At 42.9% G+C, this 24,877-nt stretch carries 20 protein-coding genes, 1 tRNA gene and 2 pseudogenes; 9 read left to right on the top strand and 14 right to left on the bottom strand.

The features are described 5' to 3' along the window. Together V5G28_RS06470 and V5G28_RS06465 are read left to right on the top strand one after the other, a co-directional pair. Window positions 1–673, top strand: a 673-nt coding sequence (locus tag V5G28_RS06470; RefSeq protein WP_332989179.1) for an aminotransferase class III-fold pyridoxal phosphate-dependent enzyme, incomplete at its 5' end; no start/stop codon positions are given. A 257-nt stretch (window positions 674–930) separates the two neighbouring features. After that, complete coding sequence (locus tag V5G28_RS06465; RefSeq protein WP_332989178.1) at window positions 931–1,845, top strand: DUF1338 domain-containing protein; 915 nt, start codon at window positions 931–933, stop codon at window positions 1,843–1,845. A gap of 688 nt (window positions 1,846–2,533) precedes the next feature. Here V5G28_RS06465 and V5G28_RS06460 read toward each other — a convergent pair. Next, window positions 2,534–3,460, bottom strand: a complete 927-nt coding sequence (locus V5G28_RS06460; RefSeq protein ID WP_073633184.1) for an AraC family transcriptional regulator — start codon at window positions 3,458–3,460, stop codon at window positions 2,534–2,536. Window positions 3,461–3,708: 248 nt separating this feature from the next. On the opposite strand from V5G28_RS06460, the gene V5G28_RS06455 reads away from it, so the two are divergent. From V5G28_RS06455 to V5G28_RS06440, 4 genes are all read left to right on the top strand, one after another. Continuing rightward, window positions 3,709–4,791 carry an alpha/beta hydrolase gene (locus tag V5G28_RS06455; protein ID WP_332989175.1) on the top strand — a complete coding sequence of 361 codons (1,083 nt, stop codon included), beginning with the start codon at window positions 3,709–3,711 and terminating at the stop codon, window positions 4,789–4,791. A 46-nt stretch (window positions 4,792–4,837) separates the two neighbouring features. Then, window positions 4,838–5,254, top strand: coding sequence for a cyclophilin-like fold protein (locus V5G28_RS06450; protein WP_336229860.1), 417 nt, complete (start codon window positions 4,838–4,840; stop codon window positions 5,252–5,254). Between the two features lie 73 nt (window positions 5,255–5,327). Then, window positions 5,328–6,098 (top strand): SDR family oxidoreductase, encoded by a 771-nt coding sequence (locus tag V5G28_RS06445; protein ID WP_332989171.1) that lies wholly within the window; start codon window positions 5,328–5,330, stop codon window positions 6,096–6,098. A 143-nt stretch (window positions 6,099–6,241) separates the two neighbouring features. Continuing rightward, a complete protein-coding gene (locus V5G28_RS06440; RefSeq protein ID WP_332989169.1) occupies window positions 6,242–6,892 on the top strand; it encodes an SDR family oxidoreductase in 651 nt (216 codons plus the stop codon). A 22-nt stretch (window positions 6,893–6,914) separates the two neighbouring features. Here the strand turns inward: V5G28_RS06440 and V5G28_RS06435 are convergent, their stop codons facing one another. The 7 genes from V5G28_RS06435 to V5G28_RS06405 form a co-directional block, all read right to left on the bottom strand. Then, window positions 6,915–7,322 carry a transposase family protein gene (locus V5G28_RS06435; RefSeq protein ID WP_332987787.1) on the bottom strand — a complete coding sequence of 136 codons (408 nt, stop codon included), beginning with the start codon at window positions 7,320–7,322 and terminating at the stop codon, window positions 6,915–6,917. Between the two features lie 114 nt (window positions 7,323–7,436). Next, the gene (locus V5G28_RS06430; RefSeq protein ID WP_332987777.1) at window positions 7,437–7,832 is read right to left on the bottom strand and encodes a helix-turn-helix domain-containing protein; all 396 of its coding nucleotides are present in this window, start codon (window positions 7,830–7,832) and stop codon (window positions 7,437–7,439) included. Window positions 7,833–8,534: 702 nt separating this feature from the next. After that, window positions 8,535–9,470 (bottom strand): RluA family pseudouridine synthase, encoded by a 936-nt coding sequence (locus V5G28_RS06425; protein ID WP_332989167.1) that lies wholly within the window; start codon window positions 9,468–9,470, stop codon window positions 8,535–8,537. Next, a complete protein-coding gene (locus V5G28_RS06420; protein ID WP_332989165.1) occupies window positions 9,467–10,183 on the bottom strand; it encodes a Uma2 family endonuclease in 717 nt (238 codons plus the stop codon). The genes V5G28_RS06425 and V5G28_RS06420 overlap by 4 nt, the downstream gene beginning before the upstream one ends. A gap of 66 nt (window positions 10,184–10,249) precedes the next feature. Beyond that, window positions 10,250–11,536, bottom strand: a complete 1,287-nt coding sequence (locus V5G28_RS06415) for a hypothetical protein (RefSeq protein WP_332989163.1) — start codon at window positions 11,534–11,536, stop codon at window positions 10,250–10,252. Next, entirely contained in the window at window positions 11,536–11,928 is a 393-nt protein-coding gene (locus V5G28_RS06410) for a hypothetical protein (protein WP_332989161.1), read from the bottom strand. Before V5G28_RS06410 ends, V5G28_RS06415 begins: the two co-directional genes overlap by 1 nt. Before the next feature lie 476 nt (window positions 11,929–12,404). After that, a complete protein-coding gene (locus V5G28_RS06405; protein WP_332989159.1) occupies window positions 12,405–15,479 on the bottom strand; it encodes a CHAT domain-containing protein in 3,075 nt (1,024 codons plus the stop codon). Between the two features lie 2,149 nt (window positions 15,480–17,628). Between V5G28_RS06405 and V5G28_RS06400 the strand changes: the two genes are divergently transcribed. Beyond that, window positions 17,629–18,699, top strand: coding sequence for a response regulator (locus tag V5G28_RS06400; protein ID WP_332989181.1), 1,071 nt, complete (start codon window positions 17,629–17,631; stop codon window positions 18,697–18,699). Between the two features lie 1,202 nt (window positions 18,700–19,901). Here V5G28_RS06400 and V5G28_RS06395 read toward each other — a convergent pair. Continuing rightward, entirely contained in the window at window positions 19,902–20,072 is a 171-nt protein-coding gene (locus tag V5G28_RS06395) for a hypothetical protein (RefSeq protein WP_332989157.1), read from the bottom strand. 21 nt (window positions 20,073–20,093) lie between these two features. Here V5G28_RS06395 and V5G28_RS06390 point away from each other — a divergent pair. Continuing rightward, window positions 20,094–20,855, top strand: a pseudogene (locus tag V5G28_RS06390) (Hpt domain-containing protein); the annotation flags it as partial. 220 nt (window positions 20,856–21,075) lie between these two features. Here V5G28_RS06390 and cobA read toward each other — a convergent pair. The 5 genes and pseudogenes from cobA to V5G28_RS06365 form a co-directional block, all read right to left on the bottom strand. Then, a pseudogene (cobA, locus tag V5G28_RS06385) lies at window positions 21,076–21,869 on the bottom strand (uroporphyrinogen-III C-methyltransferase). Continuing rightward, the gene (locus tag V5G28_RS06380; protein ID WP_332989156.1) at window positions 21,866–22,624 is read right to left on the bottom strand and encodes a sirohydrochlorin chelatase; all 759 of its coding nucleotides are present in this window, start codon (window positions 22,622–22,624) and stop codon (window positions 21,866–21,868) included. Before V5G28_RS06380 ends, cobA begins: the two are co-directional and overlap by 4 nt. A gap of 127 nt (window positions 22,625–22,751) precedes the next feature. After that, on the bottom strand, window positions 22,752–22,946 hold the full coding sequence (locus V5G28_RS06375; RefSeq protein WP_332989154.1) for a zinc ribbon domain-containing protein: 195 nt from the start codon (window positions 22,944–22,946) through the stop codon (window positions 22,752–22,754). Window positions 22,947–23,213: 267 nt separating this feature from the next. Then, on the bottom strand, window positions 23,214–23,897 hold the full coding sequence (locus tag V5G28_RS06370; protein ID WP_332989152.1) for a manganese catalase family protein: 684 nt from the start codon (window positions 23,895–23,897) through the stop codon (window positions 23,214–23,216). 195 nt (window positions 23,898–24,092) lie between these two features. Then, entirely contained in the window at window positions 24,093–24,473 is a 381-nt protein-coding gene (locus V5G28_RS06365) for a DUF4359 domain-containing protein (RefSeq protein ID WP_073630565.1), read from the bottom strand. Between the two features lie 112 nt (window positions 24,474–24,585). Between V5G28_RS06365 and V5G28_RS06360 the strand changes: the two genes are divergently transcribed. Then, window positions 24,586–24,658: transfer RNA gene (locus tag V5G28_RS06360), tRNA-His, on the top strand. The last annotated feature ends 219 nt before the right edge of the window (window positions 24,659–24,877 follow it).

Raw genomic sequence — 24,877 nt, 5'->3', positions numbered from 1 at the left:
TAAAGAGGTGGCAGCGATCGTTGTCGAAGCGATACAAGGAGAAGGTGGTTATATTGTGCCAGAGGATGGGTTTTTAGAGCGCATCCGGGAAATATGCGATCGCTTTGGCATCCTAATGATAGTTGATGAAGTCCAATCTGGGATGGGGCGCACAGGTCGCTTATTTGCTATTGAACATTGGGGTGTCATGCCCGATATCATTACCACAGCTAAAGGTATTGCCAGTGGTCTACCTTTGGGAGCCATTCTCGCTCGTCCAGAAATTATGACATGGCAACCAGGTTCCCATGCAACCACCTTTGGTGGTAATCCTGTTGCTTGTGCTGCGGCTATTGCTACTCTGCGACTGTTGGAAAGTGGTTTAATGGCAAACGCCACCGAGATGGGAGAATTACTGCAAGCAGGTTTGCATCGTCTGTCGCAGCAATTTCCGCAAATTTCGCCACCGCGAGGAAAGGGTTTGATGGTAGCGGTGGATTTGTTAGACGACGAGGGTAAGTTTGATCCCAAGTTGCGCGATCGCATTCTCCAAGAAGCTTTCTTACGCGGTTTGTTGTTGCTTGGTTGCGGAAAAGCAGCAATTCGCTTTTGTCCGCCTCTGGTTATTGATAGTGACCAAATTCAAACAGCTCTTCAGATCCTTTTTGAAGTTTTAACAGAAATTCCGTGTTAGGCACACATATAAGTTTTCGCACACCAGACGCAAAGACGCTAAGAGGATGTTTGAAAAGTGTTGTATTATACCAAAATTTATCGATTATCCCCCTAAATCCCCCTTAAAAAGGGGGACTTTTACCCCCCTTTTTAAGGGGGGCAGGGGGGATCAAGTAAAATATTTGATACTTCTCAAACATCCTCTAAGAAACTCTTTGCAACTTTACATCTTTGCGTAAGGTTATTATAAATCTGATACCCATCGCCAGAAACACCATGAACCCCGAAATTGCCCGTCATCTTTGGGAATTGCTTTGGCACGACTACAGCACCAGGGTAAGTTACGCCCGCACCTACCAGCAAATGATAACTAATGCGGGTGGGACTGTCGCCAATGACCACATCGCTTTTCGGTCTTTACGGATGGTGGTGGACAGTCCACAGGGTCAGGTTAACTTGGGTATCGATTACTTGGGACAACTTGCTGAAGCTTTGGGTTACCAAGCGGCTGGGGAGTATTCTTTTCCAGAAACCCATCTTTACGCGCGTCATTATCGCCATCCTCAGCAGGAAGAATTCGACTTGCCTAAGTTGTTTATCAGTGAGTTGATTGTTGATGAATTGCCAGAAAAGACTGTCCAACTCATCCATCAAACCGTCTCAGGCGTTAATTTATTCAACTTTTCAGCAATTTTTGAGACATTTGAGGCTGATACTAAACGTCTTGTCAAGGAATTGCATAGAATCTTTACTTGCCCCTGGCAACCTCCCCACCGTTCTGTACTGGAAGAAGTCAACAAGGTCACTCAGTATGGTGCTTGGGTACTACTGCACGGTTACGCAGTCAACCACTTTACAGGCTACGTTAACCGCCAGAACACTCTAGAATACCCGGATATTGAGACTACGGCTCGTGGTTTAGCTAACTTGGGTGTCCCAATGAAAGCTGAGATTGAAGGGGATGTTGCTTGTGGTTTGCGGCAAACGGCAACTCAAGCAGTTACCGAAATTGTAACAGTATCAGAAGATTCCACTGATGCAGAAATTCAAATTCCCTGGACTTACGCTTATTATGAAATTGCCCAACGCTATATGGTGGAAGTGGAACCAGGTCAGCAAGTGCTGTTTGATGGTTTTTTGGGAAGGAATGCTCAGCAGTTGTTTGAAATGACCCGATTAAAAATGAGTTAGAGGATGTTGTACAGTGGTTAATTATCTGTCATCATGACAAATTGTTGCCGTCGAAAAATGCCTGTGTAGCAAAGCTTTTAAAAACCTAAGATACTCAACCCAATATTCTTCCTAATGACAAAATAGCTGTCGCTACATAATAGAGAAATTTGACATCATCTGTACAGTGACTAATTCTCGGTCATTAATAGCACATTAGTGTTGTCGTGACTAATTGATGTCGCTTGAGGCATTGAGCCGAGAATTCTGCATACAATGGAAAACGAAGCTGAAAAGTCTATCCTATATAGGTTTTACGTTTTTACTTCTCTGTTTTGACCAAACACAAGAAGACTACAAGCAGATACTTATTAGTATATATTTACTAATTAATCCAGTCAGAACTTAAATGCCAACTTATGACCCATTGTTGGGATTTGTAAGAGTAAGGGACTTCCGAAAGTTTGGATTTTTTCAGGTGGCGTGTTTTTATACAGAATCTTGGCGATAGCTTTTACGTGAGCATCTAACTGTTTTTTATCTTCTGGGGTCATTAGTCTTGTACTAGAGATTGAACACTTTTAATTTTCCAGAATTCCTGTGTTGATGTTCAGTCCCCTTGTCCTTCACGATAAACACTCACGAATAAAATCGGCGTTTCACCCTCTTTTTGCACATTTGGGATGCTCCCAATAAACCTGTCCAATTCTTATTGCCCTAAATTGCTACGCAGCTTGGCGATGTCACGATGCGGGGGAATACCAAATAGTTTTTTATATTCCCGGCTGAAATAAGACGGGTCATCGTAACCGACGCGAAAGCTGGCGATCGCCACGTCCATGTTTTCGCCGAGCATCAGACGGCGTGCTTCCTGAAGCCGTATTTGTTTCTGGAACTGCAAGGGACTCATTGCCGTAACAGACTTGAAATGAGAGTGAAAGCCTGACACGCTCATGCCGAGTGAGCGGGCTGTATCTTCGATCTTCAGCGGCTGATCAATGTTCTCGCGGATTTGCCTGACGACCCTAGAGATGCGCTGCGCGTCGCCTTCCGTAGTGATAAGCTGGCTGAGCCGTGCGCCTTGTTTTCCTTTTAAAAGCCGATAGATGATCTCGCGGATGATGAACGGCGCGAGAAACTTCATTTCGTCCGGCGTGTCAAATAGTTTCACCAATTTGACGACCGCTTCCAGCAAATCGGCATCAACCGGGCTGACATCCATCGCCTTGACTCTAGCGCCGCTTTTTTTAGTTTCGATGCCGGATTCAATCATCACCGCAGCCACAAGCGCCGGATCGAGGTCTATCCGAAGATTCAAATAAGGTTTTTCCTCGGACGCTTCGACGACATTACTCATAATCGGCAGATCGAGCGTCGAGATTAAGTAATGACCGGAGTCGTAGTGAAATAATTCATCGTTCAAAAGCACATCCTTGCTGCCCTGCGCGATGACGCAGAAGGCGGGCTTTAATACGGATATCTGGCTCTCGGTCGGTTTCGACGATTGATATATGAAAATGCCCGGAAACACTTCCAATAGGCTGTTTTCGGGAGCGAGACGAATCATTCTTTCGATCAGCTCTTCCCGATTGATCTGCATCTTTCGCTTTTCAAGTTCTGCTTCTTTTTGGTTCATAAATTTATCTTAAACGCTCTGTTTCTCTTCAGCACGTTGCGCGGCGGATTTTTAGAGAATTGTCCGGTTTTTTTCGACAAACGTCCTCACGCTATCCGTTCTCACGCCCGCATAATTGAACTCATACGGTATAAAGATTTGGGAAAAGCGTTTTTACTAGTAGAACTTTCTAAAACTTTTAGCAGCATTGCCGCTAATGCTTATATTCACAAAAGTAAGCAATAAGTACAGATCAAGAAGTAAATAAAATGAAGATGAAATCTATATGCATTTTAGCGATGATGACTTTTATGATAAGCGGGCAGGCTTACACACAAACAGAACAAAAAGGACAATCAAAACAAATAGCAGAAATGGAACAAATAACACCAAAGGGATATACAACTTTTCAGGTAAGCGACAACGTTACGATGTATAAGGTGACTTTTAAAAACCAATACAAAATGAATGTTGCGGGACATCTATTTATTCCCAAGAATTTAGATCAAAGTAAAAAACATTCGGCGATTATTATTGGGCATCCTATGGGAGCGGTAAAAGAACAAAGTGCCAATGTGTATGCTGCGAATATGGCTGAACGCGGGTTTGTGACTTTATCTGTTGACTTGTCTTTCTGGGGTGAGAGTGAGGGCGAACCACGCAACGCTGTTGCACCTGATATTTATTCTGAAGATTTCAGTGCAGCAGTTGACTTTCTTGGCACCCGTCCATTTGTTGACAAAAACCGAATCGGAATAATTGGAATTTGTGGTAGCGGAAGCTTTGTTATCAGTGCCGCTAAGATCGATCCGCGAATGAAAGCTATCGCAACTGTCAGCATGTACGATATGGGAGCAGCCAACCGAAATGCACTTAACCATTCGCTGACCCTTGAGCAGAGAAAGAAAATCCAGGAGGAGGCTGGGGAGCAACGTTATGTAGAGTTTACCGATGGTGAAACCAAATACACGAGTGGGACTGTACATAAGTTAGATGAAAACACAGACCCCATCCAGCGTGAGTTTTATGATTTTTACCGTACTCCGCGAGGTGAATACACTCCAAAAGGAGGGTCGCCGGAACTCACAACGCACCCGACGTTAAGCAGTAACGTTAAGTTTATGAATTTTTACCCGTTTAATGACATAGAAACGATTTCCCCTCGTCCTATGCTTTTCATCACGGGTGATAAAGCTCACTCAAGAGAGTTTAGTGAGGATGCTTACAAACGTGCAGCCAAACCCAAAGAATTGTATATCGTTCCGAACGCAGGACACGTTGATTTATATGACAGAGTTGAGTTAATTCCCTTTGATCAACTCACATCATTTTTTACCGAACATTTAAAGTAACGTTCGTTTGGGATAAGAACCCTCAGCTTGCCGTGCCGATAACAGTATGTCTAGCAGTGCCTCATCGAAGATGCCAACTGAAATATCAACCCAGCAGGCAAACAGTATGAAGATAAACATCAAGGTCAAAGACAAAGTTGTTACAGCCACTTTAATCGACAGCAAAACCACTCAGGATTTTGTTTCCCTGCTGCCATTAACGCTGACGATGAACGATTTGTTTGGAAGAGAAAAGTTTGCCCGCCTGCCGAGAGCGATTTCGGGGGAGGGAGAGCGAACCAAAACTTATGAAGTTGGAGACATCATTTACTGGTCTCCCGGTCCTGATGTGGCTATTTTTTATCGCCATGACGGTCAGCAAATTCCCTCACCTGGGCTGATCGTGATCGGCAAGATAGATGCTGGTGTAGAAGCATTTAATGTCCCTAGTTCTATCAACGTGACGGTAGAGCTAATTCAGTAGAAACGTCAAAAAAGATAGAAATGAAACTGCTTGCGACAAAAACTTCCCGAATCAGCAACACAAGGAGTAAAAAATGACAACGAACGAGAATGGAAACTATACAGGAAAGGTTGCGTTTGTAACCGGAGCAGCGAACGGCATCGGTCGAGCTACGGCGCTGGCGTTTGCCCGTAAAGGCGCTCATGTGGTGGTCGCCGACATTTCGGAACAGGGCAATCAAGAAACGGCGCGCATAATCGAAGACCTCGGCGGACGGGCGATCGCCGTCAAGTGCGATGTGACGCGAGCATCGGACGTGAAGGCAGCTCTTTCCAAGACCATCGAAACCTTCGGGCGGCTGGACTTTGCCTTTAACAACGCCGGTGTGGAGCAGAAGAATGCAGCAACAGCGGAAATCGAAGAGGAAGAGTGGGATCGGATCGTCAACATTAACCTGCGCGGCGTTTTTCTGTGCATGAAGTATGAAATCCCGCTGCTACTCAAGCAAGGCGGCGCAATCGTGAACACATCATCGGGTGCCGGCGTCATAGGCATCAAGGGCGGAGCCGCATACACCGCCGCAAAACACGGCTTGATCGGACTCACCAAGTCGGCGGCTCTCGACTACGCCTCGCAGAACATTCGCATCAACGCCGTCTGTCCCGGCTACATCGACACTCCGATGATGGGTCGCTTTACCGGCGGCACAGATGAAGGGCGCGCGAAGGTAATCGCGGAGGAGCCGATCGGACGGATGGGCAAGCCTGAGGAGATCGCTGCGGCCGTTGTCTGGCTGTGCTCGGATGCGGCTGCCTTCGTCGTTGGGCACGCTATGGTCATCGACGGCGGCCAAACGGTGCAGTAATGGTCATAAGTAGTTTTCTCAATCTTTACAGTATTACCAGAAAAGTTTTTGCTGATGCCACATCGAACCGTCGGCGTGCCCTTAGCCGCTGATTGGCAAGTCCACTCTTGCAGAATTCAGTAGTTACCAAAAGAAGGAATAAGATGATTAAAAATAAAGTTGTGATTATTACCGGCTCATCATCAGGGATTGGTGAAGCAAGTGCGAAATTGCTTGCAAGCAAAGGCGCTAAAGTCGTATTGGGCGCGCGACGCGAGCACCAATTGAGACAACTGGTTGATGAAATTCAAAAAGCTGGCGGACAAGCAGTCTATCAAGTGATGGATGTGACTAACCCATCTGATAACGCTGAGATCGTCAAACTTGCCAAGGAAACATTTGGAGGCATCGATGTTATTTTCTTGAACGCTGGCATAATGCCAAATTCTCCACTTTCTGCATTGAAAACTGATGAATGGAATCAAACGGTTGATGCCAATATCAAGGGTGTACTAAATGGTATCGCTGCTGTGTTGCCAACATTTATTAACCAAAAGTCTGGGCATGTTATCACAACTTCATCGGTTGCTGGATTAAAAGCTTATCCAGGTGGTGCGGTGTACGGTGGGACGAAATGGTTCGTGCGCGATTTCATGGAAGTTCTACGCATGGAGTCTGCTCAAGAGGGGACTAACATTAGACATCTCCGAAAACTACGAAAAGGTATCTATGACTTAGTTGCATCAAGCGATCGCATGAATGCAAAGTTAGCCAATTTCTACGGTAAAATAGGTTTTACATACGTTTCCTGTTAATAATTCGGAAAAAAATCTCTTTTTATACTAGCTTTGTTTCTTGATTTTTTGTCGGTAATATCAAAGTTCCAATCCTTAATCTTACGAGCCCACAAATTGTCAAAATAATTTGTTCATATTTGTGGGTATTTAAGCGAAATCTTTCTTGAGCAACTCGAAATATCTTAACCAAGCGTATAACGTGTTCAACGAATATCCGTTCACTTGATAATTCTTTATTTTTTTGTTTTTGTTCAGGGGTTAATTCTTGGTTTTTTGATTTCTTCTGTGGAGTTTGAATTGATGGTTCTCCGATGTACGCTTTGTCGCCACTAAATTTCTGTTTGTTAGCAAAGCCTTTTTTTTGCTCCCTAAATAAGTTGATATCACTTTTTGGACCTGGCGCTCCGGCAGTACAATCTACTATATCTGCCCCCTGAGGTAAAACTATTAGCCTTTAAAGTATGATTTTTCTTTTTTCCTGAATAATATTTTTTTTGCTGTTGATAGTCTTGAGGACGCTCCCGTAACTGTTCACAGCTATCTACTATTAATTCAAACTCTGTTAACAACTCTTTAACAATTTCGTAGTCGCTCGAGTTTTTTTTACCTGTTCTAACAAGCTTGAAGGTAACAATTCCCTTAACAACGGAAACCAGTAGTTAAATGTATCATTCGCAGTTGTCTCGCTCACTCCAAACTGGATACCTAATAATTGAAATGTCGTTAAATGTCGCAGGTATATTAATGTTAACAGTATCTGCTCTTTTGCCGATAGCTTTACTTTACGTCCTCCTCCTGCTTTGATGATTCTAGTTTTTTCTTCTTCTTGCTTGGCTAACTTTTGATTATGAAGTGATTGCGCATTCTGGATGAGTTGCTGTAATTGCTCATACTTGAGACCAATTAAGCGCTGTGCTTCATCCGGATTTTTGTCGATGTGTCCTACTATATTAGTCATGTTTGCGTGACAAAAAGCTCATTTAATATTCTTTTAACACAAAAAGCTTATATTTCGGAGATGTCTAGTGTAGCGAGCGCTCCTGCTTCAATTGTTTCACTATGAAATATTGCAGTCATTGCAGAGATAGCATCTGTTGGAGATGATACCCTTTGTTTGAAAATACTGATACATTTCACTCCCCCTGCTTGCCCGCCATGTTCTAACAATAAAGTGAAATGATATGAGGCGTGTTTTAATTGTGAGATTAATTTTTTGGAATATTGTTATTCATTGAACAACAATGAATAACAATATTCCCGACTTCTTTAAGAAGTCGGGAATCTCAGCGTTTTTATTTTCATAAATCAAATAGGATGGCTATAGATATCAAAAGGGAAACAAGAATGAAGAATTTTTATTCGCCATTCTTTGTTCCTCATTTGCCAATATCAAAGCTGGCTCAACAAATCATCGTAATCGGGCTGCTGAATAAAAATTTTTCATCAAGTCGCACCGAGGAGACCCCGCTTTCACGTAAGTAAGGCTCTTGAGGAATCGGCGCTCCCTGTTTCGTTATTGGGGACTGGCGACAGTTATCAGTTATCAGTTATCAGTTTTCAGCGTAGTTTCGAGTTTTTGGTCACTGTTCAGTGTTCACTGGTCACTGTTCCCAATCCCTAATCTTTAATCCCCAATACCCAGTCCCCTTCACTTTCCAATCTAGGGAGAGATGGCAAATCTCCGGCGGAGAACTTCAAGGAGAGTTGTGAACGTTTGGGGAGGGGGTGCTGTCACTTCAATCCACTCGCCGGATACTGGATGTTGTACCCTGAGTCGCCAAGCGTGGAGCGCTTGACCAGGTAAATTGACTCCCACAGAACGATTGGAACTATAAACCGGATCGCCGACAATAGGATGACCTATATGGGCGCTGTGAACGCGAATTTGATGAGTGCGTCCGGTTTCTAGCTGGAAGTGCATTAATGTATAATTGCCTAAACGTTCTTTGACTTTCCAGTGAGTTACCGCAGATCGTCCCCCCTGTTCTACCGGAACAACTGCCATTTTTTTGCGGTCAATTGGATGACGACCGATAGGTAAGTCAATAGTACCACTTTCCGTTTTGGGCGAACCGAAGACAACGCCAAGGTATTCTCGTCGTGCAGTTTTTGCTTTTAATTGAGCTTGTAGATGTTGATGGGCGAGTTCTGTTTTGGCAATTGCGATCGCCCCGGTTGTATCCTTATCGAGTCGATGGACAATTCCCGGACGTTGGACTCCCCCAATTCCTGGTAGATTTGGACAGTGAGCCAAGATAGCGTTTACTAAAGTACCGTCTTGATGACCTGGCGCGGGATGGACAACTAACCCTGCTGGTTTGTTGAGAATTAAGAGCTGGTCGTCTTCGTAGAGAATGTCAAGAGGGATATCTTCTGGTTCGAGTTCTAGAGGTTGCGCTTCTGGTATTTCTAACGAGATGCGATCGCCTGCTTTGACAGCTATTTTCTTTGACGTGCAAACTTTACCATTGAGTTGGACGTGACCTTGTTCTATAAGTTGTTGGATGCGCGATCGCGATAAGTTTGGTAATTCTTCGGAAAGATAGCGGTCTAGGCGATCGCCCTCTTGTTTGACTTCTAAATTAATTTCGTTCACACTTGGTCTGGATGAATTCCTCGTTCTTGAAGTAAAGCACGGAGTGCTTGTAATTCAGCTTCAGCTTGTTCTGCTCTTGTTTCAGCTTGTTCTGCTCTTGTTTCAGCTTGTTTTGCCCTAGCTTCAGCTTGTTCTTGTTCTTGCGCGAGTTCCGAATAGGTAAGAAACCGCCGTCCATCAGGACGATAAATCTGAAGTTCGCCGTCTGACAATTCAAAGCGTATGCCAAGACGGGGACTTATCCAACCTATCATTTGATCAATTTCTGTTAATTCATTACCAGAACGTAGCCAGCCAGTCAACTCACCTGTGTCTGGGTCATACAAGTAGTATTCTTCCACACCATAGCGCTCATAAAACTTGTATTTACTGATCATCTCTTTGGCGCTATTGCTGGGGGAAAGGATTTCAAACACCACTTGTGCGGGAATATTGTCTTCTCGCCACTGTAGATAGGAACCTCGGTCTCCTTTTGGTCTACCAAAGACAACCATAACATCAGGCGCTCTACGGGTGCGGTTATCACCCTCAACGGGATACCACAGTAAATCTCCAGCAACGAACACATTGGGATCATTCTGAAATAAGGTATCAACTCCTCCTTGAATAGTTACAATCCAGCGATACTGCTTTGTGTTGTCTGCCATTGGCTGTCCGTCGCTTTCAGGGTAGATAATATCTTTTTTGTTGGAAGATGACAGCTGAGTAACCATTGCTGTAAGTCCTATTTTTACAGATAGTATTGTTAATTTTAACGAATCACCGAGGAAGGCAGGGATTTAGCGGCGAAAGCGAGAAATGAGGCGATACAAACGCAGGATACTCCAGAGGAGCAGGCTAGCAACTATACCAGTTGTAAGGCTCGACCAAAACGCATTTGTTTGGAAAAAAGGGATGTCTTGGGGTGGGGTTTCTTGGGCAACAATGATAGAGGATGCTATTTGACTGGTTGCTAATCCAACACCTGCGATCGCCACAGTATTGTTGAGATTTCGGTCTCTCTGTGCTTCCTCTATCTCCACCATCCCGCGAATAGTCGCGGTTACGTTTTCTAATATGACTAATCCTGGATTCAGACTGAGATAGTCTTTTTCTAATTGCACCTGATATTTATCCTTAGCTACTTTGCTAAATTCCTCTAAAAATTTCTCATTTTTAAAAAACTCTTCTTTACACCGCTTGTTTTCGTAGTTACGCCAATTCACTTCAACTGTATGTTGTTGAGTTTGCAGCAGATTTATTTCTTGGACGTATCTAGATACAGTATTAATGTTTTTTTGTAATTCAATTTTTAATTCGTTTAACCCTTTTTTTGATAAATCTGATATACTATTAATATCGATTAAACTATGTTTATATTTTTGCAATAGCTGTAATTTGAGTTCTCTTCCCTGTTCATAAGCCCAAAGTATTTTATGCCTACAATAAAATAAATATCGCCAGTCATTGTTATATTTAGCAGCTTTGGCAAATGTTGCTTCATCGGGATAAAAAATAATTATCACATGGCTGTCTTTTGCAATTCCATCCCACTGTCCCTCACCACGCCACATTTCATAGACTGTAGCGCCTAAAAATTCTCCCACTTGTTTATGTTGATGACCTTGAGAAATTAACGCTTTGTAAGCTTCATGAGCTATACTTTCAGAAATTGGGGTATGAGCGGGATCTGTCCATCCTGATATCATCCAAGTTTGCCCCAGATAGCCATTGTCTGAAAGTCTCCATGTTGGCAAATCTTCCACTTGTGGCAGAATCGCTAAATCTTTGATTTGAGTTATATTTAATCCAATGTCTGATAATTCAATTTCCTGATCAAGAGAGCAGCAATAACGCAGGCAATTTGTGTCTTCAAAATTCACCCAACTATAATAACCATCAACAGCGGCAGAAATTGTATTCCAAAAATCCAGACGTTGTAAATCTTCATCATTGATTTTAGTCGAGTATCCCTTTTGTTTCAGTTTATCCGGTAGCGTCACCCAGTAATCTTCTATCTTGCTTGCCAATCCCTCTGCAAGGTTATATATAAATAAATCTAGGGTGGGATACTGTATTTTGGTCATTAAGAATCTTTTGCGTTATTTGGTATAATTTCTGATTTTTGTTTTTTTGCTTCTGCACGAGAATCTGAAGCTTTCAAAATCGGAATTGCGATATTTGCCAGATGTTCTGAGGGAGTGGGTGTAGGTTGATTTTGCTGGCTTGGTTTATCGTACTTGTTGCGCTCTTGAGTTTCATATTGCTTCTGGATATTAATTCGCGCTTGCTGGTAAGATTGCTTTAGACAGTCGTTTTCTGCCAATTCTAACAAGCGGTCAATGGCAGCATTTGGTGTGTCTGCCAATATTGCACCAACTTCGTTAATTTCCTGTTGTACCTCTGGTGGTAATGGAGAATCTAATTCTACCAAAGCTGTTAAAAAGGCGCGGAGGGTGACTGTTTGTAGTTGGTTCATAAGATTTACTGGGTTGTTTTAAAAGAAAGAACCTCACCCCCCAACCCCCCTCTCCGCCAGCAGAGAGGGGGGCTATTATTCCCCTCCTCGCGTACACGAAAAAGTGAGATTTTTTCCTCCTCGCTTGCATGAAGGAGTGATATTTTTTCCTCCTCGCTTACACGAAGGAGTGCTATTTTTCCCCTCCTCGCTTGCGGGGAGGGGTTAGGGGTGGGGTGACGCGGATCTATTTTCACAAAAGTGCTATGATTCCCCTCCTGGCTTGCACAAACGAGTGCTATTTTTCCCCTCCTCGCTTGCACAAACGAGTGTTATTTTTCCCCTCCTCGCTTGCGGCGAGGGGTTAGGGGTGGGGTAATGCGGATCTATTTTCACAAAAGTGCTATGATTCCCCTCCTGGCTTGCACAAACGAGTGTTATTTTTCCCCTCCTCGCTTGCGGGGAGGGGTTAGGGGTGGGGTGACGCGGATCTATATTCACACAGGTTTACCAGTTAAAATAAACCCAGCCCAATAATAAGGATGGGCATAAACAGGTTCGGTAGATGTCATCTGATCAGGCTCTTTTTCAATACTTCGCGCCTCCGTTTCCAAGTACTCTCTAGACTGGGGTTCATCCAAATCTTTAGCTAAATCACAATACCACTTTGCTAAACCTTCATAAGTCAACTGACGCAGCCATTCCTTGGCTTGTTTCAATGCCGCAGCAGGGCTTTCCTTTTGCTTAAGCAACTGGTAAAATTTAATCATTAATATAGCAGTCGAACGTTCATCAACTCTCCACAAAGTGCTGACAACGTAGTTCGCACCCTTGGCAAGAAATCCACTCACTAAACCGACATATTCATCCACCAAGCTTTCTTGACTGGTAATTCCAGTTTCGCAGGCGGAAAGGCAAATTAATTGATACTGACTAAAGTCTAATTCTTCATCATCAACAATATCCCCCAAAGTCAATTTATCCGGTTCTGCTAACATCAAAAATGACTCTCGCGGCTGTTCTGGTATGTGGTCGCCATGTCCGGTAAAATGAAAGAAACCCGTATTCTCTCGTAAAGCATCAATTAACGCTTTTTGTTTGACGGGTGGAATTTGCAACTGACGACAACCTGGATACAGCGAAGCAAGGGCGACTGATTCAATATTGGCAAAGGGTAACTCACTGTTTCCCACATTCACTATATTTGTAGGATCATCTCCGAGTGGTTGGTTAAACGGCTGCGCTAGAAGTTTTAAACCAATCTGGAAACTGGGCAAATAAGTGATAGTGAAGCGTTCAGGAAACAGGTAATCTAAAGGCAGTAGGTGTAATTCCCGGTGGGGAATTAAAATCAAATGGTCAACATCTGTGAGATAGTCTCTGAGGCGATGAATTTCTAGGACATCGCGGAGTTGATTCAGCAACATATCTTCCATCTCTTGCCGCCAAGGCGCTGTTTCTTTCGCTGCACTTGTATAATTTCCTTGGCAGTAATCTTGATAACCTTGTTTCCACTTTTGCATCCAACCTTCAAAACGCTGGAGTTGGTGGAGATGCGCTAAATACAACCCCTCCCCTTGCACTTTCCCCCTCCTCGCTTGCGGGGAGGGGTTAGGGGTGGGGTAATGCGACATCGGGGATAACACTTTCGGCGACTGGTTATGCTTAATAATAAAAGTGGTAATGGCAACAGGGCTGATGTGCCAGTAAATTGCCGCCGTTTTGGGATTAAGCAGTTTTTGCATATCCTTGTAATGAAACTGCGGCGGCTGATAGTCCCAACCTTCCCGCAACCAAGCAAGACAAGTATTTTTACGTTTCTCCGCCAATTCCAAAGCTGCTATTTCCTTGTTAAATTGGTTTGACTGGAGGCGGATATCTACCCGCAATTGATCAAAAGCCGCAAATTTCCGTGCTAGGGTAATTTTCTCTCCTTGAAATTCGCACTCTCGCACCAACTGTTCTAACCGCTGTGTCCCCTCTTCCAAGCGTCTCGCGAATGTCTGCTTGTCACCCAAAGCAGAACACACTTTCAGGAATTCTTCCAATACTTGCAAGTGACGCTGGCGGAATTTCTCGAAACTCAGGAAATTCAAAGCTTGTTCATAGCTGGCTTTCGCTTCAAACCAGTCGGGAAAAGGGTTTGGTTCGTCTTTAGCGTATTCGTACAAGTTTTTGCCTTTGCGACGATGCAACTCGCCGCAACCTTGTTCATAGTCGGGAGTATCGGGTTTCAGCGCCTTGATACCATCATCCCAGGTTTTCACCGCAGCTTTGTATCCTTGGGAGTAAAGGACTGCTAAACCCCAATTGTCCCAAGCTAGCCAAAACTGATAATCTGTGAGACGAAGGGCTTCATCGTAAGAGGCTACTGCATCATCATATTGCCCTAAGTTATTGAGCGCATTACCCCGGTTGTTCCAAGCCCAGTAGTAGTCAAGTTTGAATTCTATGGCTTTGTCATAGGAGGCTACTGCATCATCATATTGCCCTAACTTATACAGCGCACTACCCCGGTTGTTCCAAGCTGAGTCGTTATCAGGTTTGAATTCTATGGCTTTGTCATAAGAGGCTACTGCATCATCATATTGCCCTAACTTATACAGCGCACTACCCCGGTTGTTCCAAGCTGAGTCGTTATCAGGTTTGAATTCTATAGCTTTGTCACATGAGGCTACTGCTTCTTCATATCTGCCTAAGTGATACAGCGCCATACCCCGGTTGTTCCAAGCTAAGTAGTAGTCAGGTTTGAATTCTATGGCTTTGTCGTAGGAGGTGATCGCATCTGAGTAACTTCCTAAATTACTTAGCGCCCAACCCTGGTTGTTCCAAGTTTCATGGTATTCACGTTTGAATTCTATGGCTTTGTCGTAAGAGGCTACTGCTTCTTCATATCGCCCTAACTCATCCAGCACACCACCCCGGTTGTTCCAAGCTAAGTAGTAGTCAGGTTTGATTTCTATCGCTTTGTCAAAGCAGGCTACTGCTTCAGAATACCTTTCTAAGTGATACAGCACACTTCCCCGGTTGTTCCAAGCTAAGTAGTAGTCAGGTTTGAATTCTATGGCTTTGTCGTATGAGGCGATCGCATCATCATATCGCCCTAAGTCATCCAGCGCACCTCCCCGGCTGTACCAAGCTGAGTGTTTGTCAGGTTTGATTTCTATGGCTTTGTCATAAGAGGCGATCGCTTCTTCATAGCGTTGCAATTCATCTAACGCAATGCCTTTACCATGCCAATCGTCTGCATCTTCAGGTACAAATACAATAGCTTGCTCAAAATCTGCCTGTGCTTGCTGTGTTTGCTTCAGTTGTTGGTAAGCCAAACCCCGCCGCGCTAGTGCCAAAATGTAGTTTGGCTGAATTTCCAAAGCTTGGTTCAGGAATTCCATGCACTCGTGATATCGTTTCAAACGGTAGCAAGCTAAACCCAAACCATACAACACCTGGTAATTTTGCTGTTCCAGTGTAGCAGCTTGGTGAAAAGTTTCTAAAGCTGCTGCGTAATCTCCCCTATCCAGTAGGTGGTGTCCTTGCTTTAGTAAACCTGCTACGCTGGCGTTTGGCGTCATCTTCCAACCGTCTGATACTTTTAGTTACTATTTTAACTTATACATCAGTATCATTGCCACTCCGGAGTTATAACTTCGAGCTAATAGCTAAGGTGTATTAAAATGGACTTCAATTCTTGTCTCTTCTTGTTTATATAGCGGTTCTCAATTGAAGAGAACACACTTTTACACTCTTGTGGCATGGGCATCCTGCCATACCTGTCAACTTACAGCAGTTTTCACGTATTTGAACCACACTGTAAGGGCACAGCAATGCTGTGCCCCTACGGCAAATATGGTCTATTTACCTGAAAATAGCTGTAAGCTGAAAACGCTGTAATTACGTTAGATCATGCTCTCATCTTACCCACAATTCTCGCTCCACCCCGGTTTTGCCTAACGCCAAAACCTCCCCTCCCCTTACCAAGGGGAGGGGATTAAGGGGTGGGGTAAATCAACGTGGAATAAAGGTTTAAACGTGATTGTTGACACTAATGACATCCTACCCGTCCATCCGGGTAGACTTTGTCAGTATAGCCCTAGACTTCTAATCTAAGGGTTGTGAACTCCAAGATATGTCCTTTCGACACGCTTCCACTTGTCAAGTAATTTCTTATATCAATTTTTTGCTAAAGTTGTTTAGCCTTCAGGGCAAACCGCCAAGAAACAGAAAACACAATAGTATTATAATTTTTTCTGTAAAAAAGGCTATTTATCACTTGGAAAGACTATTTAGAAATCTAAAATGTTCCTAAATTATATAAACTTCATCAAATCTACATAATATTAGCAAGTCACCTTTAGCAAGGCAGATTTTGCGGCAGTATAAATTTTTTCTTATGGTTCGCTTCGCGTTTCTTGCTAAGAAATACATCTAACGTCTGGCTTCTGCGCAAAACTTTCTATCTTACGAAGGATGCAAAAGCAATTGCAGTCAACCCTACACTCCTTCACCTGTAAAATGTATATGTGGTATGAGTATTTATGTCTTCTTGTTAATATGTAGCATTAAAAACTTAAGAAATCAGTATTTCTTTCTTCTTTTTTCATTGTTTCCATCTTAATACATAAAAATTTCATGAATTCACTTGATTAGATTCAGTAGAAGCGCTTAAACAAGGAGACTTTCAAATCTTTCTTACAAACCATGTTGGAACCAAAGCGCTTTCTTACCCAATCTTTCACTTACTCATAGTAGTTTTCATACATCTTTTCACCTTTTTTGTGAAAATTATAGTAATCTAAATGTTAGTAAGGAAGTTACTTATCATCTACCCCTAACTGAAGTTTTCTATTTTTCAGGTATGTACTCAACTTCTTGAGTTTTGCAATAAATTCATGAAGGTCGTACTCAGAACTCTCCAGGGTAACGATTCATTACGAAATAACGTTATATTTTGTTACCGATACATATGAAGAAATTACCTTCTTATGAAACAGTCGCTGCGTCTAATGATACAGCATTGCTGTATGAGTTATTACTCTCACCACTTGTAGGAGTTTACGATTCTTGTAGTTCAAACAAGTATTCTCCTTGGGTCAGAGAGAAAACTTAGCGGACAAGGGTTTTATAGAAATGGCAAGCAGAGTCAAAATATACCTCTCCTGGTTGAGAAATATACCAGTAAACCATGAAATATTTTGTATTCAAGGATACTTTGTCAAAGATTGTTTGAGAAACAGTTGTTGAGTTAGTCAACACATCATACCTGATAATGGCACAAACTTTACTGCTAGATACGGTTCTCAAAACAACAGTTAGATAAGATCTGAAACTCTCTGCATAAGCCATCTGTAATTCCTCTATTGCTATAAGAAGAAGCAATCTTTACCTAAGCAAAACCCTGAAGGTGCATAATTACCGCATTCACCAGGAATTAGGCATCTCCCAGGATTGCTCTTCTGTTGGAGAGCGCTCTTTGTTTTCTGTGATTGAGTCATTGCAATCTCACGTCTGTTATGGCTGTGTGTTAGCTTTCTGCAAATAAGCGCAAGCCGTGCTACTACTACTTCTTAATAACAGAAAGTACAAAGAGCGTGGCAACAATCGAGAGCCATTATGCTATTTCCTAATCGGATAATTTTTCTACTATTTAGCCATGAATACCTCTGTTCAGATCTTTATCATTCTTTCAGTTGAAAATGTTGATTTAAGTCCAAAGCCATGAATATGACGACACTTCCTATTGGTAGATACAGATTTTTTCAGACATTACAGCCATTATCTCTATTAGGAAAAATGACCAGTAAGCCTCTTACTGGTTGTTGGCAAATTTTTAGCCCGTCAGCTTCTTGGTCAATTTATCTAGAGGAGGGTAAACTGATTTATATCTGCTCTGCAGATAAAATGTTTGATTTGCTTTACAAACATTTACAGCGTTTGAGTGAACAAATTCCTACTCTCGATAGTGCAATTGATAAACAGTTGCAGACGGTATTTGAAACAGGACTTGTCAATCAAGCAATACCGAATCCAGATTACTTGGCTATTTGCTGGTTAGTTAATCAAAAGTATCTCAGTCCTGAGCAAGCCGGGATGCTGATAGAGGAATTGGCGATAGAAATTCTTGACCAATTTCTGAAAATAAAAGAGGGAAGTTATGAATTTGCCTCGGAGAGTTTTCTAGATGATCTGCCAAAGTTTTGTCATTTAGATTTGCGTTTACTAGTCGAAAAGTGTCAAAAGCGATCGCCAAATCAGAAAAATACTAAATCACGAGGTATACAAGAGCGCCTTCACTCTTTGTCATCAAAAGTACGGCAGTTTCAAACAAAAACTGAGCAACAATTTGTAAACAAAAACAGCCATCGAACAGCAGAAGCCAACAGTAACGATGAGAAAGAGCAGCAATTTTCCCAAAAAGGATCTGAAACAAAAGTTTATAAAGTTATCTGCATTGATGATAGTCCTGTAATCATCAATTCCATCACTAATTTTTTAGACGAAAAAATGTTTTCTGTGATCGGAATTAATGACTCCTTAAAGGCTTTAATGCAAATTATCCGCGTCAAACCGGATCTCATTTTACTAGATATTGAAATGCCAAATTTAGACGGTTATGAACTATGTTCCTTGTTGCGTAAGCATTCGTACTTTCACAATACACCTATAATTATGGTTACAGGTAGAGTAGGATTGATAGACAGAGCAAAAGCAAAGATGGTTAGAGCTACAGGTTATTTAACCAAACCTTTCACACAAGTAGATTTACTAAAAGTTGTCTTTCAACATATTGAGTAATCTATAACTCAAGCCAAACTAGTACTAAACTTTACCTGTTTAAGTTTGTTTTATATACAAAGCTTTGAGTATGACTCGCTTTAGCGCACTTGTTGCCATTATAAAATTTTTTTAAATTGGAAGTAATGAATTAATATAACAGTCTGCGGTTAAATTCAGTCAGTTCTAACACCTCAACCCTGAACTTCTCTCCTAACAAGGCTAGTAGTCCACCATATTAACTTTGACACGGTTCGTAGTAACGCACGCTTCGTGCTTTAATAGAGCGCTTAAGCGCTCACTACATACCCCTCAAACAAAGCTAGTGGCGCATCACTAGAAACAAGCCCAAGCGAATAGAATATGCGCTACCCGTAGGATAACCTGCTCGCGGTAGGTTTAGTCTGTTTGCCCGTAAATGCGGTTTCAATTGCTAAGTGTATTTTCTTGAACAAAGAATTATCCTGTTTCAGAAGCATGGGTTACAAAATTGCAAAAGTGACTCATGCTAAATCGGCTATGGAAATACTCTTATCATCAAAACAAAACTTGATAAATTCTTTTGGAGGAATGCTCATAATGAGCAGTTTTGCTTTTTAGGTTTGCTGCAAAATATATCATCATCAAAAATTCTTAAGGAAACTGTGCTTTTAGACTTAGTTGTGCGAGCAAGAAAAGGTACAAGTAGGTTATCCACAGATGCCATGAAATTTCGTACTTCACAAGTACTACTAAGCTTATTTCCCTATTTGGGAGGGTGTGTTTGCTAAGATAAAGAATTGTGACTAGTCTGATATTTCAAAGCTATTTTGCCTTCTTGAATTCTTCACATCACCTAATATTTGCTATTATAAATTATCTCATTTTAGTAGCCCGCTAACATCACCCTTGAGAATTGCTTAATAGCTACAAAAATTAGTCATCTTTTCTTTGGCAATTGGAGATGACTAATGACGAATGAACGCCACTTGCTAACAAAGCGGGAAGCCCTTCTCAGTAGGGGAGACGCTAGGCGTATGGGTATGTCCTTCCGCCTTATGCCTGGGGCACGGATTGCGCTTACGCCAGTTAAGGGGGCGCGGGAAAACGCCACTTGCTTCTCCCAAGGGGAGACGCTGCTTTGTAAGTCCTGCGGACAGGTTGCGCCAACACGGAGTGTGCCCGTTCGGCGCAGGCGTGCCGCCAGGCATAGGGCTTACAAGTCGGCACCGGACGCCAGATACCTAGGTCGGGAAACCCCAACGGGAGAGCCAGTCGCCTGCTGTCGGGAAACCCTCCTGCATAGCGCTGGTCTCACCTCCTGCAGTACTGGCTCCCCAACGCAGTGGTTCCCCTCCTACAGGACTGGTCTTACCGCCTACAGTACTCGATCCCTGACGCAGTGGCACTATCATGACTATTGACGAATAAACACTATGTTACGAGACAAGAAACTAGAAACCCAGTTGCAGTTTCTAGAGGAAGCAACTGACTCTCTCAATACTCTAGAAACTGTGTTATTGGAAGTCAAATTTAATCGTCAAATTGCTCTACCAAAAATCAATGATGGACTGAGAGCTGCTCATTCTATAAAAGGCGGCGCAGGCATGGTGGGATTTCGGACTTTAAGCGCTTTGGCTCACCGCTTAGAAGATTCCTTTAAAGTTTTGACAACTCAGAAAAACTTTTTAGAACTTGACACTGACTTGCAAAGTTTACTCCTAGCTGGAGTAGATTGGCTGCGTCAGATAGTGAAACTACATTCAGAAGGTTATGCTATTGATGAGCAGTGGTTAGCAACCTTTTGTTATCCAGTTTTTGAAGAGTTACAAGAACGTCTGTACTATTTTGTTTCCGAGGATACCATAACGATTTTCTCACCAGAAAATGGGTTAAAAGACATTATTTCCTTACTTTTTAAAACAGAAGTAGAAGACTGTCTACAACGCCTAGAATCTTTGATTTTAGATGGCGAACAGTCTATTTTGCACTCCGAAGTTGCTATGATGGCAACTGAGTTGGGTGGTTTGGGGGAAATGCTCCAGATACAAGCTTTTACTCAGCTTTGCAAGTCAATAACCGAAGAATTAGAAGCAGCAGAAAAAGTTGAAGAAATTGCTCGGTTAGCATTGCAAGCATGGCGGCGATCGCAAGCCTTGATACTTACAAATCAGATTGATAGTCTGCCAACAGAGCTTACCCAAAATCTCCACACTTTATACCAATTTACATTCCAACAGCTAACCTCAGACTGGTAGGGACTGGGAATTGGGGACGCTTGGATTGGGGACTGGGTAATAAAGACCGAAAAATTATGTCCGGGGAAATATTGCCCGTTCCCAAGCCTAATAGCTAAAATTCGTAATTACCAAATCGAGGAAAGCGCAGCGGGAAACCTCGCTACCAGGCTAGAACCAATTACAAATTGTGAAATAGAGCGTGCATTTTAACCACTGCGCCTATAACAACAATTGCTGGCGCTCCAAACCCAGTTGCCTCGACTTGCTCTACAATTGTTCCTAGCTTACCAATCAATTCTTCCTGATCTGGTCGTGTACCCCAACGCACCAGAGCAATAGGCGTTTCTAAACCCAACCCAGCTTTGGTTAACTCTTCAACGATGTAAGGCAGATTGTGAATGCCCATGTATATCACAATCGTTTCTGAACCGTGGGCGATCGCATTCCAATTTACTGCGGGACGATACTTACCTGCGGCCTCATGTCCAGTCACAAAAGTGACAGATGAACTATACAACCGATGCGTCAAAGGTATACCAGCATAAGCTGGAGCAGCAATTCCCGAAGTAATACCAGGCACAACTTCTACAGGTATTCCAGCTTCTACCAATTCTTCCATCTCCTCACCACCGCGACCAAATATAAACGGGTCCCCCCCTTGAGCCGCACAACAATGGCATTATCCTGCGCCTTATCAATCAGCAGCTGTGTCGTTTCGTCCTGGATCATCGAATGACGCCCCCGCCGCTTACCAGCATCAATTTTCTCTGCTTTAGGATTAATCATCGCTACAATTGCCGGACTAACCAAAGCATCATAAATGACCACATCCGCACACTCTAACAATCCCTTACCCTTGAGAGTCATCAACCCCGGATCTCCCGGTCCCGCGCCCACTAGGTAGACCTTACCCAAACACCTTGTATCTTCTGTGGGGTGGGCATCTTGCCCGCCGTTGTCTTCGCGGTTCATTTTTCCAACAAATCCCAAATCAATTCGACTAATTCTGCACGTGTTCCCAAAGGCTCAGCCAGTTGAAAACTCACCTCAGGAAACTGTAATTTTAACTCTTCTTGCCTTTGAGCGACAGCATCAGTCATTCCACCTGCAAATAGGAAATATGGTATTATCAATAAATTCCTGTACCCAGCGCTGATCAACTCTTGCACCTGCGCCTCAAAGCTGGGAGGTACACCCAAGTAAGCAGCCACTCCTCCTATAGCCGTTGCTATTGCTTCCACTGGATTGTTCCCTCCAGGGCGACGACTACCATGAGCTAAAAGAATTTTTGCTTGTGCTTTTGTAGCAACCACTTGCTTCGCCAGCAAGCGCCCTAAATCAGGGTGACTTCCCAAGTATGGTTGTAGAGATATCTTGATATCTTGACCGAGAATTTGCTTTGCCAGTGCGACTTGGGCTGGAATATCTTCCATCACATGAACTCCTGGCAGTAGAAATAGCGGTAGGATTTTCAGATTATTGCATCCAGAATCCAAAGCATTCTTGCCAAATTTTATGATTTGCTCATGCAAGGGATCGGGGCTCAATTCCAAGTATGCTGTACCGACCAAGGTTTCGCATTTCGCCAGGGAAGCTACGTCCCCAGTTGCAATCTTCGGTAAATCGCTTTGTCTGTTATGACATAACAGCCCAGCCAGATGTTGCATAGCAATTTCCGGACGCGGATCGCGACTTCCGTGGGATACCAGCAGATACGCAGATGCCATTGACAAGGATGCCACTCAAATGTTTGGTTTCTTAAATATAACCTGAGTTCAATTGGCTGCTATTCAAAACCTAGACAAATACTGACATCAGTTTTGATTGACGTTTCAATGGGGAGCGACGGCGCAATTAACCCTCAACGTCCAGGCACGGCGAAGCCATCCGCGCATATTTTTTTAAATTACGAGCCGCGTTCAAATCACGGTCAGTAGTATAACCGCATTCTTGACAAGAATAAACGCGGTCAGATAATTTCATTGGTTGCTTAAACCCACAGTTTGAACAAAGCTGAGTTGATGGATACCTTATTTGTAGTAAGGACAATCCTTGCTTTGTCGGTAAACAGGACTCTTGTCCTGACTACGAACTTCCGCACGGTTATAAATCAATACGCTTGGTGATAAGACCAAAACCCTTATCAGGAACACAATGTAGAACTCCCATGGCACGTCTCTACACACGTAATTTTTTACACATCAACCTTAACTGAACCGTATTGTGCTATAAATAGCAATTAGCCAGGAACTGTAAGTTCCTGGCTGTTGTGGAGATTAATTGACAATGTCGTCAGATGTCAGTTGATTTCTCAACTTACTTTTCTGCAACGGGGTCAGCAACGTAACGGAAGGTTGGTTCTGAGTTCCAAGGACCGCGTTCATCCTTACCATTACTAGACAAGTTGTAGTAAATGTCCACAGTGGTATCAGGTTGGATATTACCGAAGAATGGGTCAGTTAACTTACCCAAAGAATCCAAGGCCTTCATGAACATTTGGGTATGAGAAATTTCCCGAGTCAGAAGATGAACGAGTACCTGTTTAGTAGCGTCATCAGAAGCAAGCTTAATCAATTCTTCGTAGGTTTGACGTGCGCCAGCTTCAGCAGCAATGTCAGCCCGCAAATCGCGTACAACATCTCCGCCCTCATTGACATAGGCTGCTGTCCAAGCTTGACCTTGGCTATCTAGCAAGTGAGGTCCCACACCCCGCACAGCAAACAAAGTGCTTTTGTAAGCCTCGGTTTGGTCTACATTTTTGGTATGACCTTCGATGAGTTTGCCTACCATCTCCAAATGGCTAAACTCTTCGATCGCAATGTCTTGCAACATATCCCGAATTCCAGGATTTTCGCAGTGTAAGGACTGCGTCCAGTATTGCAAAGCTGCTGTTAGTTCACCTGTTGCACCACCAAACTGCTCTAAAAGTAGTTGCGCAAAACGTGGATTCGGTTCAGCGATGTTAACAGGTTTAATTGTTTCTTTTTTGTGAAAAAACACAACTCTGCTCCTTTTTTTTGATTTATTTATTCCAGTTCCTTAAGAGTAAGTTTTGTGGTTCGGACTCTTGTTGAAAGCTGGAAATTTTCTGCACCCATCCACAAATGTTAAGGGTGGCAGCTCGCTGAAACCTGCATCCTGAGTAAGACTTGCTATTTGAGTAGCTCTATCCAAAGTTGTTATTCTCTGGCCATGCTATTGCTTTTGGGCACTGTATGTATAGAAATTGTCCAACGCTCCCACCGTCTCAAATTTATAAGAGGGTATCCAATTATTGAGTTTTAAATCTGTACGGTAAACACTAAAAAGGATGAAATCTTGTTTTTGTGTACGAATTGAGATAACTTCCCTGATACGCGGGTTTGCTACGTCTACCAATTTATCGCAGTTCATTTGTATTAAATTTTCTAATAAATTTGTAGTTTTCTTACAAACACTGCTTTTCAAGTATTCGGTCAGCCTTTCCACTGCATACTCTTCATATCTCGCCTGACTAGGATTTGTGTTCGCCATCGCCAGACCCAAAACTGATACTCCTAGTACTCCCACACATGCAATAATAGTAAAGGCTCTCATTTTTCATAATTGCTATTCGCCGTAGTAATTAGACTCCAGATTAACTGAGTCCGTTCCTTTGGCAAAAGCACTTGATCTATTCAGCAGCAGTGTTATACTATGGATAGTAATGGCGAGCGTAGCCAAGCGGTTAAGGCAGAGGTTTGTGGTACCTCCACTGGTGGGTTCGACTCCCATCGTTCGCCCTGCAGTTAAAAGAGTAACAATCGGGTTGACAGTAACCTGAATCAGTCATCAACGCGAAATCCCCCAACTTAAAGTTCGGGGGATTAAATTTATAACAGTTTTAAAACTATCGGGCATCCCTACGCCTCATAACAACCAGAACATCTGCGACAACTCATCGCAGAGTATGAGTGCCTGTTCCAGCTTTTTCTACGCTGCTATTGAGAAACGAGTTGAAA

Source organism: Scytonema sp. PRP1, from assembly GCF_036697665.2.
In the GTDB taxonomy this organism is placed as follows: domain Bacteria; phylum Cyanobacteriota; class Cyanobacteriia; order Cyanobacteriales; family Nostocaceae; genus Kalymmatonema; species Kalymmatonema gypsitolerans.
Note: the sequence above shows the minus strand (reverse complement) of the source record. Positions and strands in the feature narration are given on the sequence as shown.

Coding starts and splice junctions, on each gene's coding strand:
- V5G28_RS06415 (WP_332989163.1), bottom strand. CDS start 11,536: ATGACCAAAATACAGTATCCCACCCTAGATTTATTTATATATAACCTT.
- V5G28_RS06455 (WP_332989175.1), top strand. CDS start 3,709: ATGAAGATGAAATCTATATGCATTTTAGCGATGATGACTTTTATGATA.
- V5G28_RS06400 (WP_332989181.1), top strand. CDS start 17,629: ATGACGACACTTCCTATTGGTAGATACAGATTTTTTCAGACATTACAG.
- V5G28_RS06430 (WP_332987777.1), bottom strand. CDS start 7,832: ATGACTAATATAGTAGGACACATCGACAAAAATCCGGATGAAGCACAG.
- V5G28_RS06405 (WP_332989159.1), bottom strand. CDS start 15,479: ATGACGCCAAACGCCAGCGTAGCAGGTTTACTAAAGCAAGGACACCAC.
- V5G28_RS06380 (WP_332989156.1), bottom strand. CDS start 22,624: ATGGCATCTGCGTATCTGCTGGTATCCCACGGAAGTCGCGATCCGCGT.
- V5G28_RS06395 (WP_332989157.1), bottom strand. CDS start 20,072: ATGATAGTGCCACTGCGTCAGGGATCGAGTACTGTAGGCGGTAAGACC.
- V5G28_RS06365 (WP_073630565.1), bottom strand. CDS start 24,473: ATGAGAGCCTTTACTATTATTGCATGTGTGGGAGTACTAGGAGTATCA.
- V5G28_RS06440 (WP_332989169.1), top strand. CDS start 6,242: ATGATTAAAAATAAAGTTGTGATTATTACCGGCTCATCATCAGGGATT.
- V5G28_RS06410 (WP_332989161.1), bottom strand. CDS start 11,928: ATGAACCAACTACAAACAGTCACCCTCCGCGCCTTTTTAACAGCTTTG.
- V5G28_RS06450 (WP_336229860.1), top strand. CDS start 4,838: ATGTCTAGCAGTGCCTCATCGAAGATGCCAACTGAAATATCAACCCAG.
- V5G28_RS06460 (WP_073633184.1), bottom strand. CDS start 3,460: ATGAACCAAAAAGAAGCAGAACTTGAAAAGCGAAAGATGCAGATCAAT.
- V5G28_RS06465 (WP_332989178.1), top strand. CDS start 931: ATGAACCCCGAAATTGCCCGTCATCTTTGGGAATTGCTTTGGCACGAC.
- V5G28_RS06445 (WP_332989171.1), top strand. CDS start 5,328: ATGACAACGAACGAGAATGGAAACTATACAGGAAAGGTTGCGTTTGTA.
- V5G28_RS06420 (WP_332989165.1), bottom strand. CDS start 10,183: ATGGTTACTCAGCTGTCATCTTCCAACAAAAAAGATATTATCTACCCT.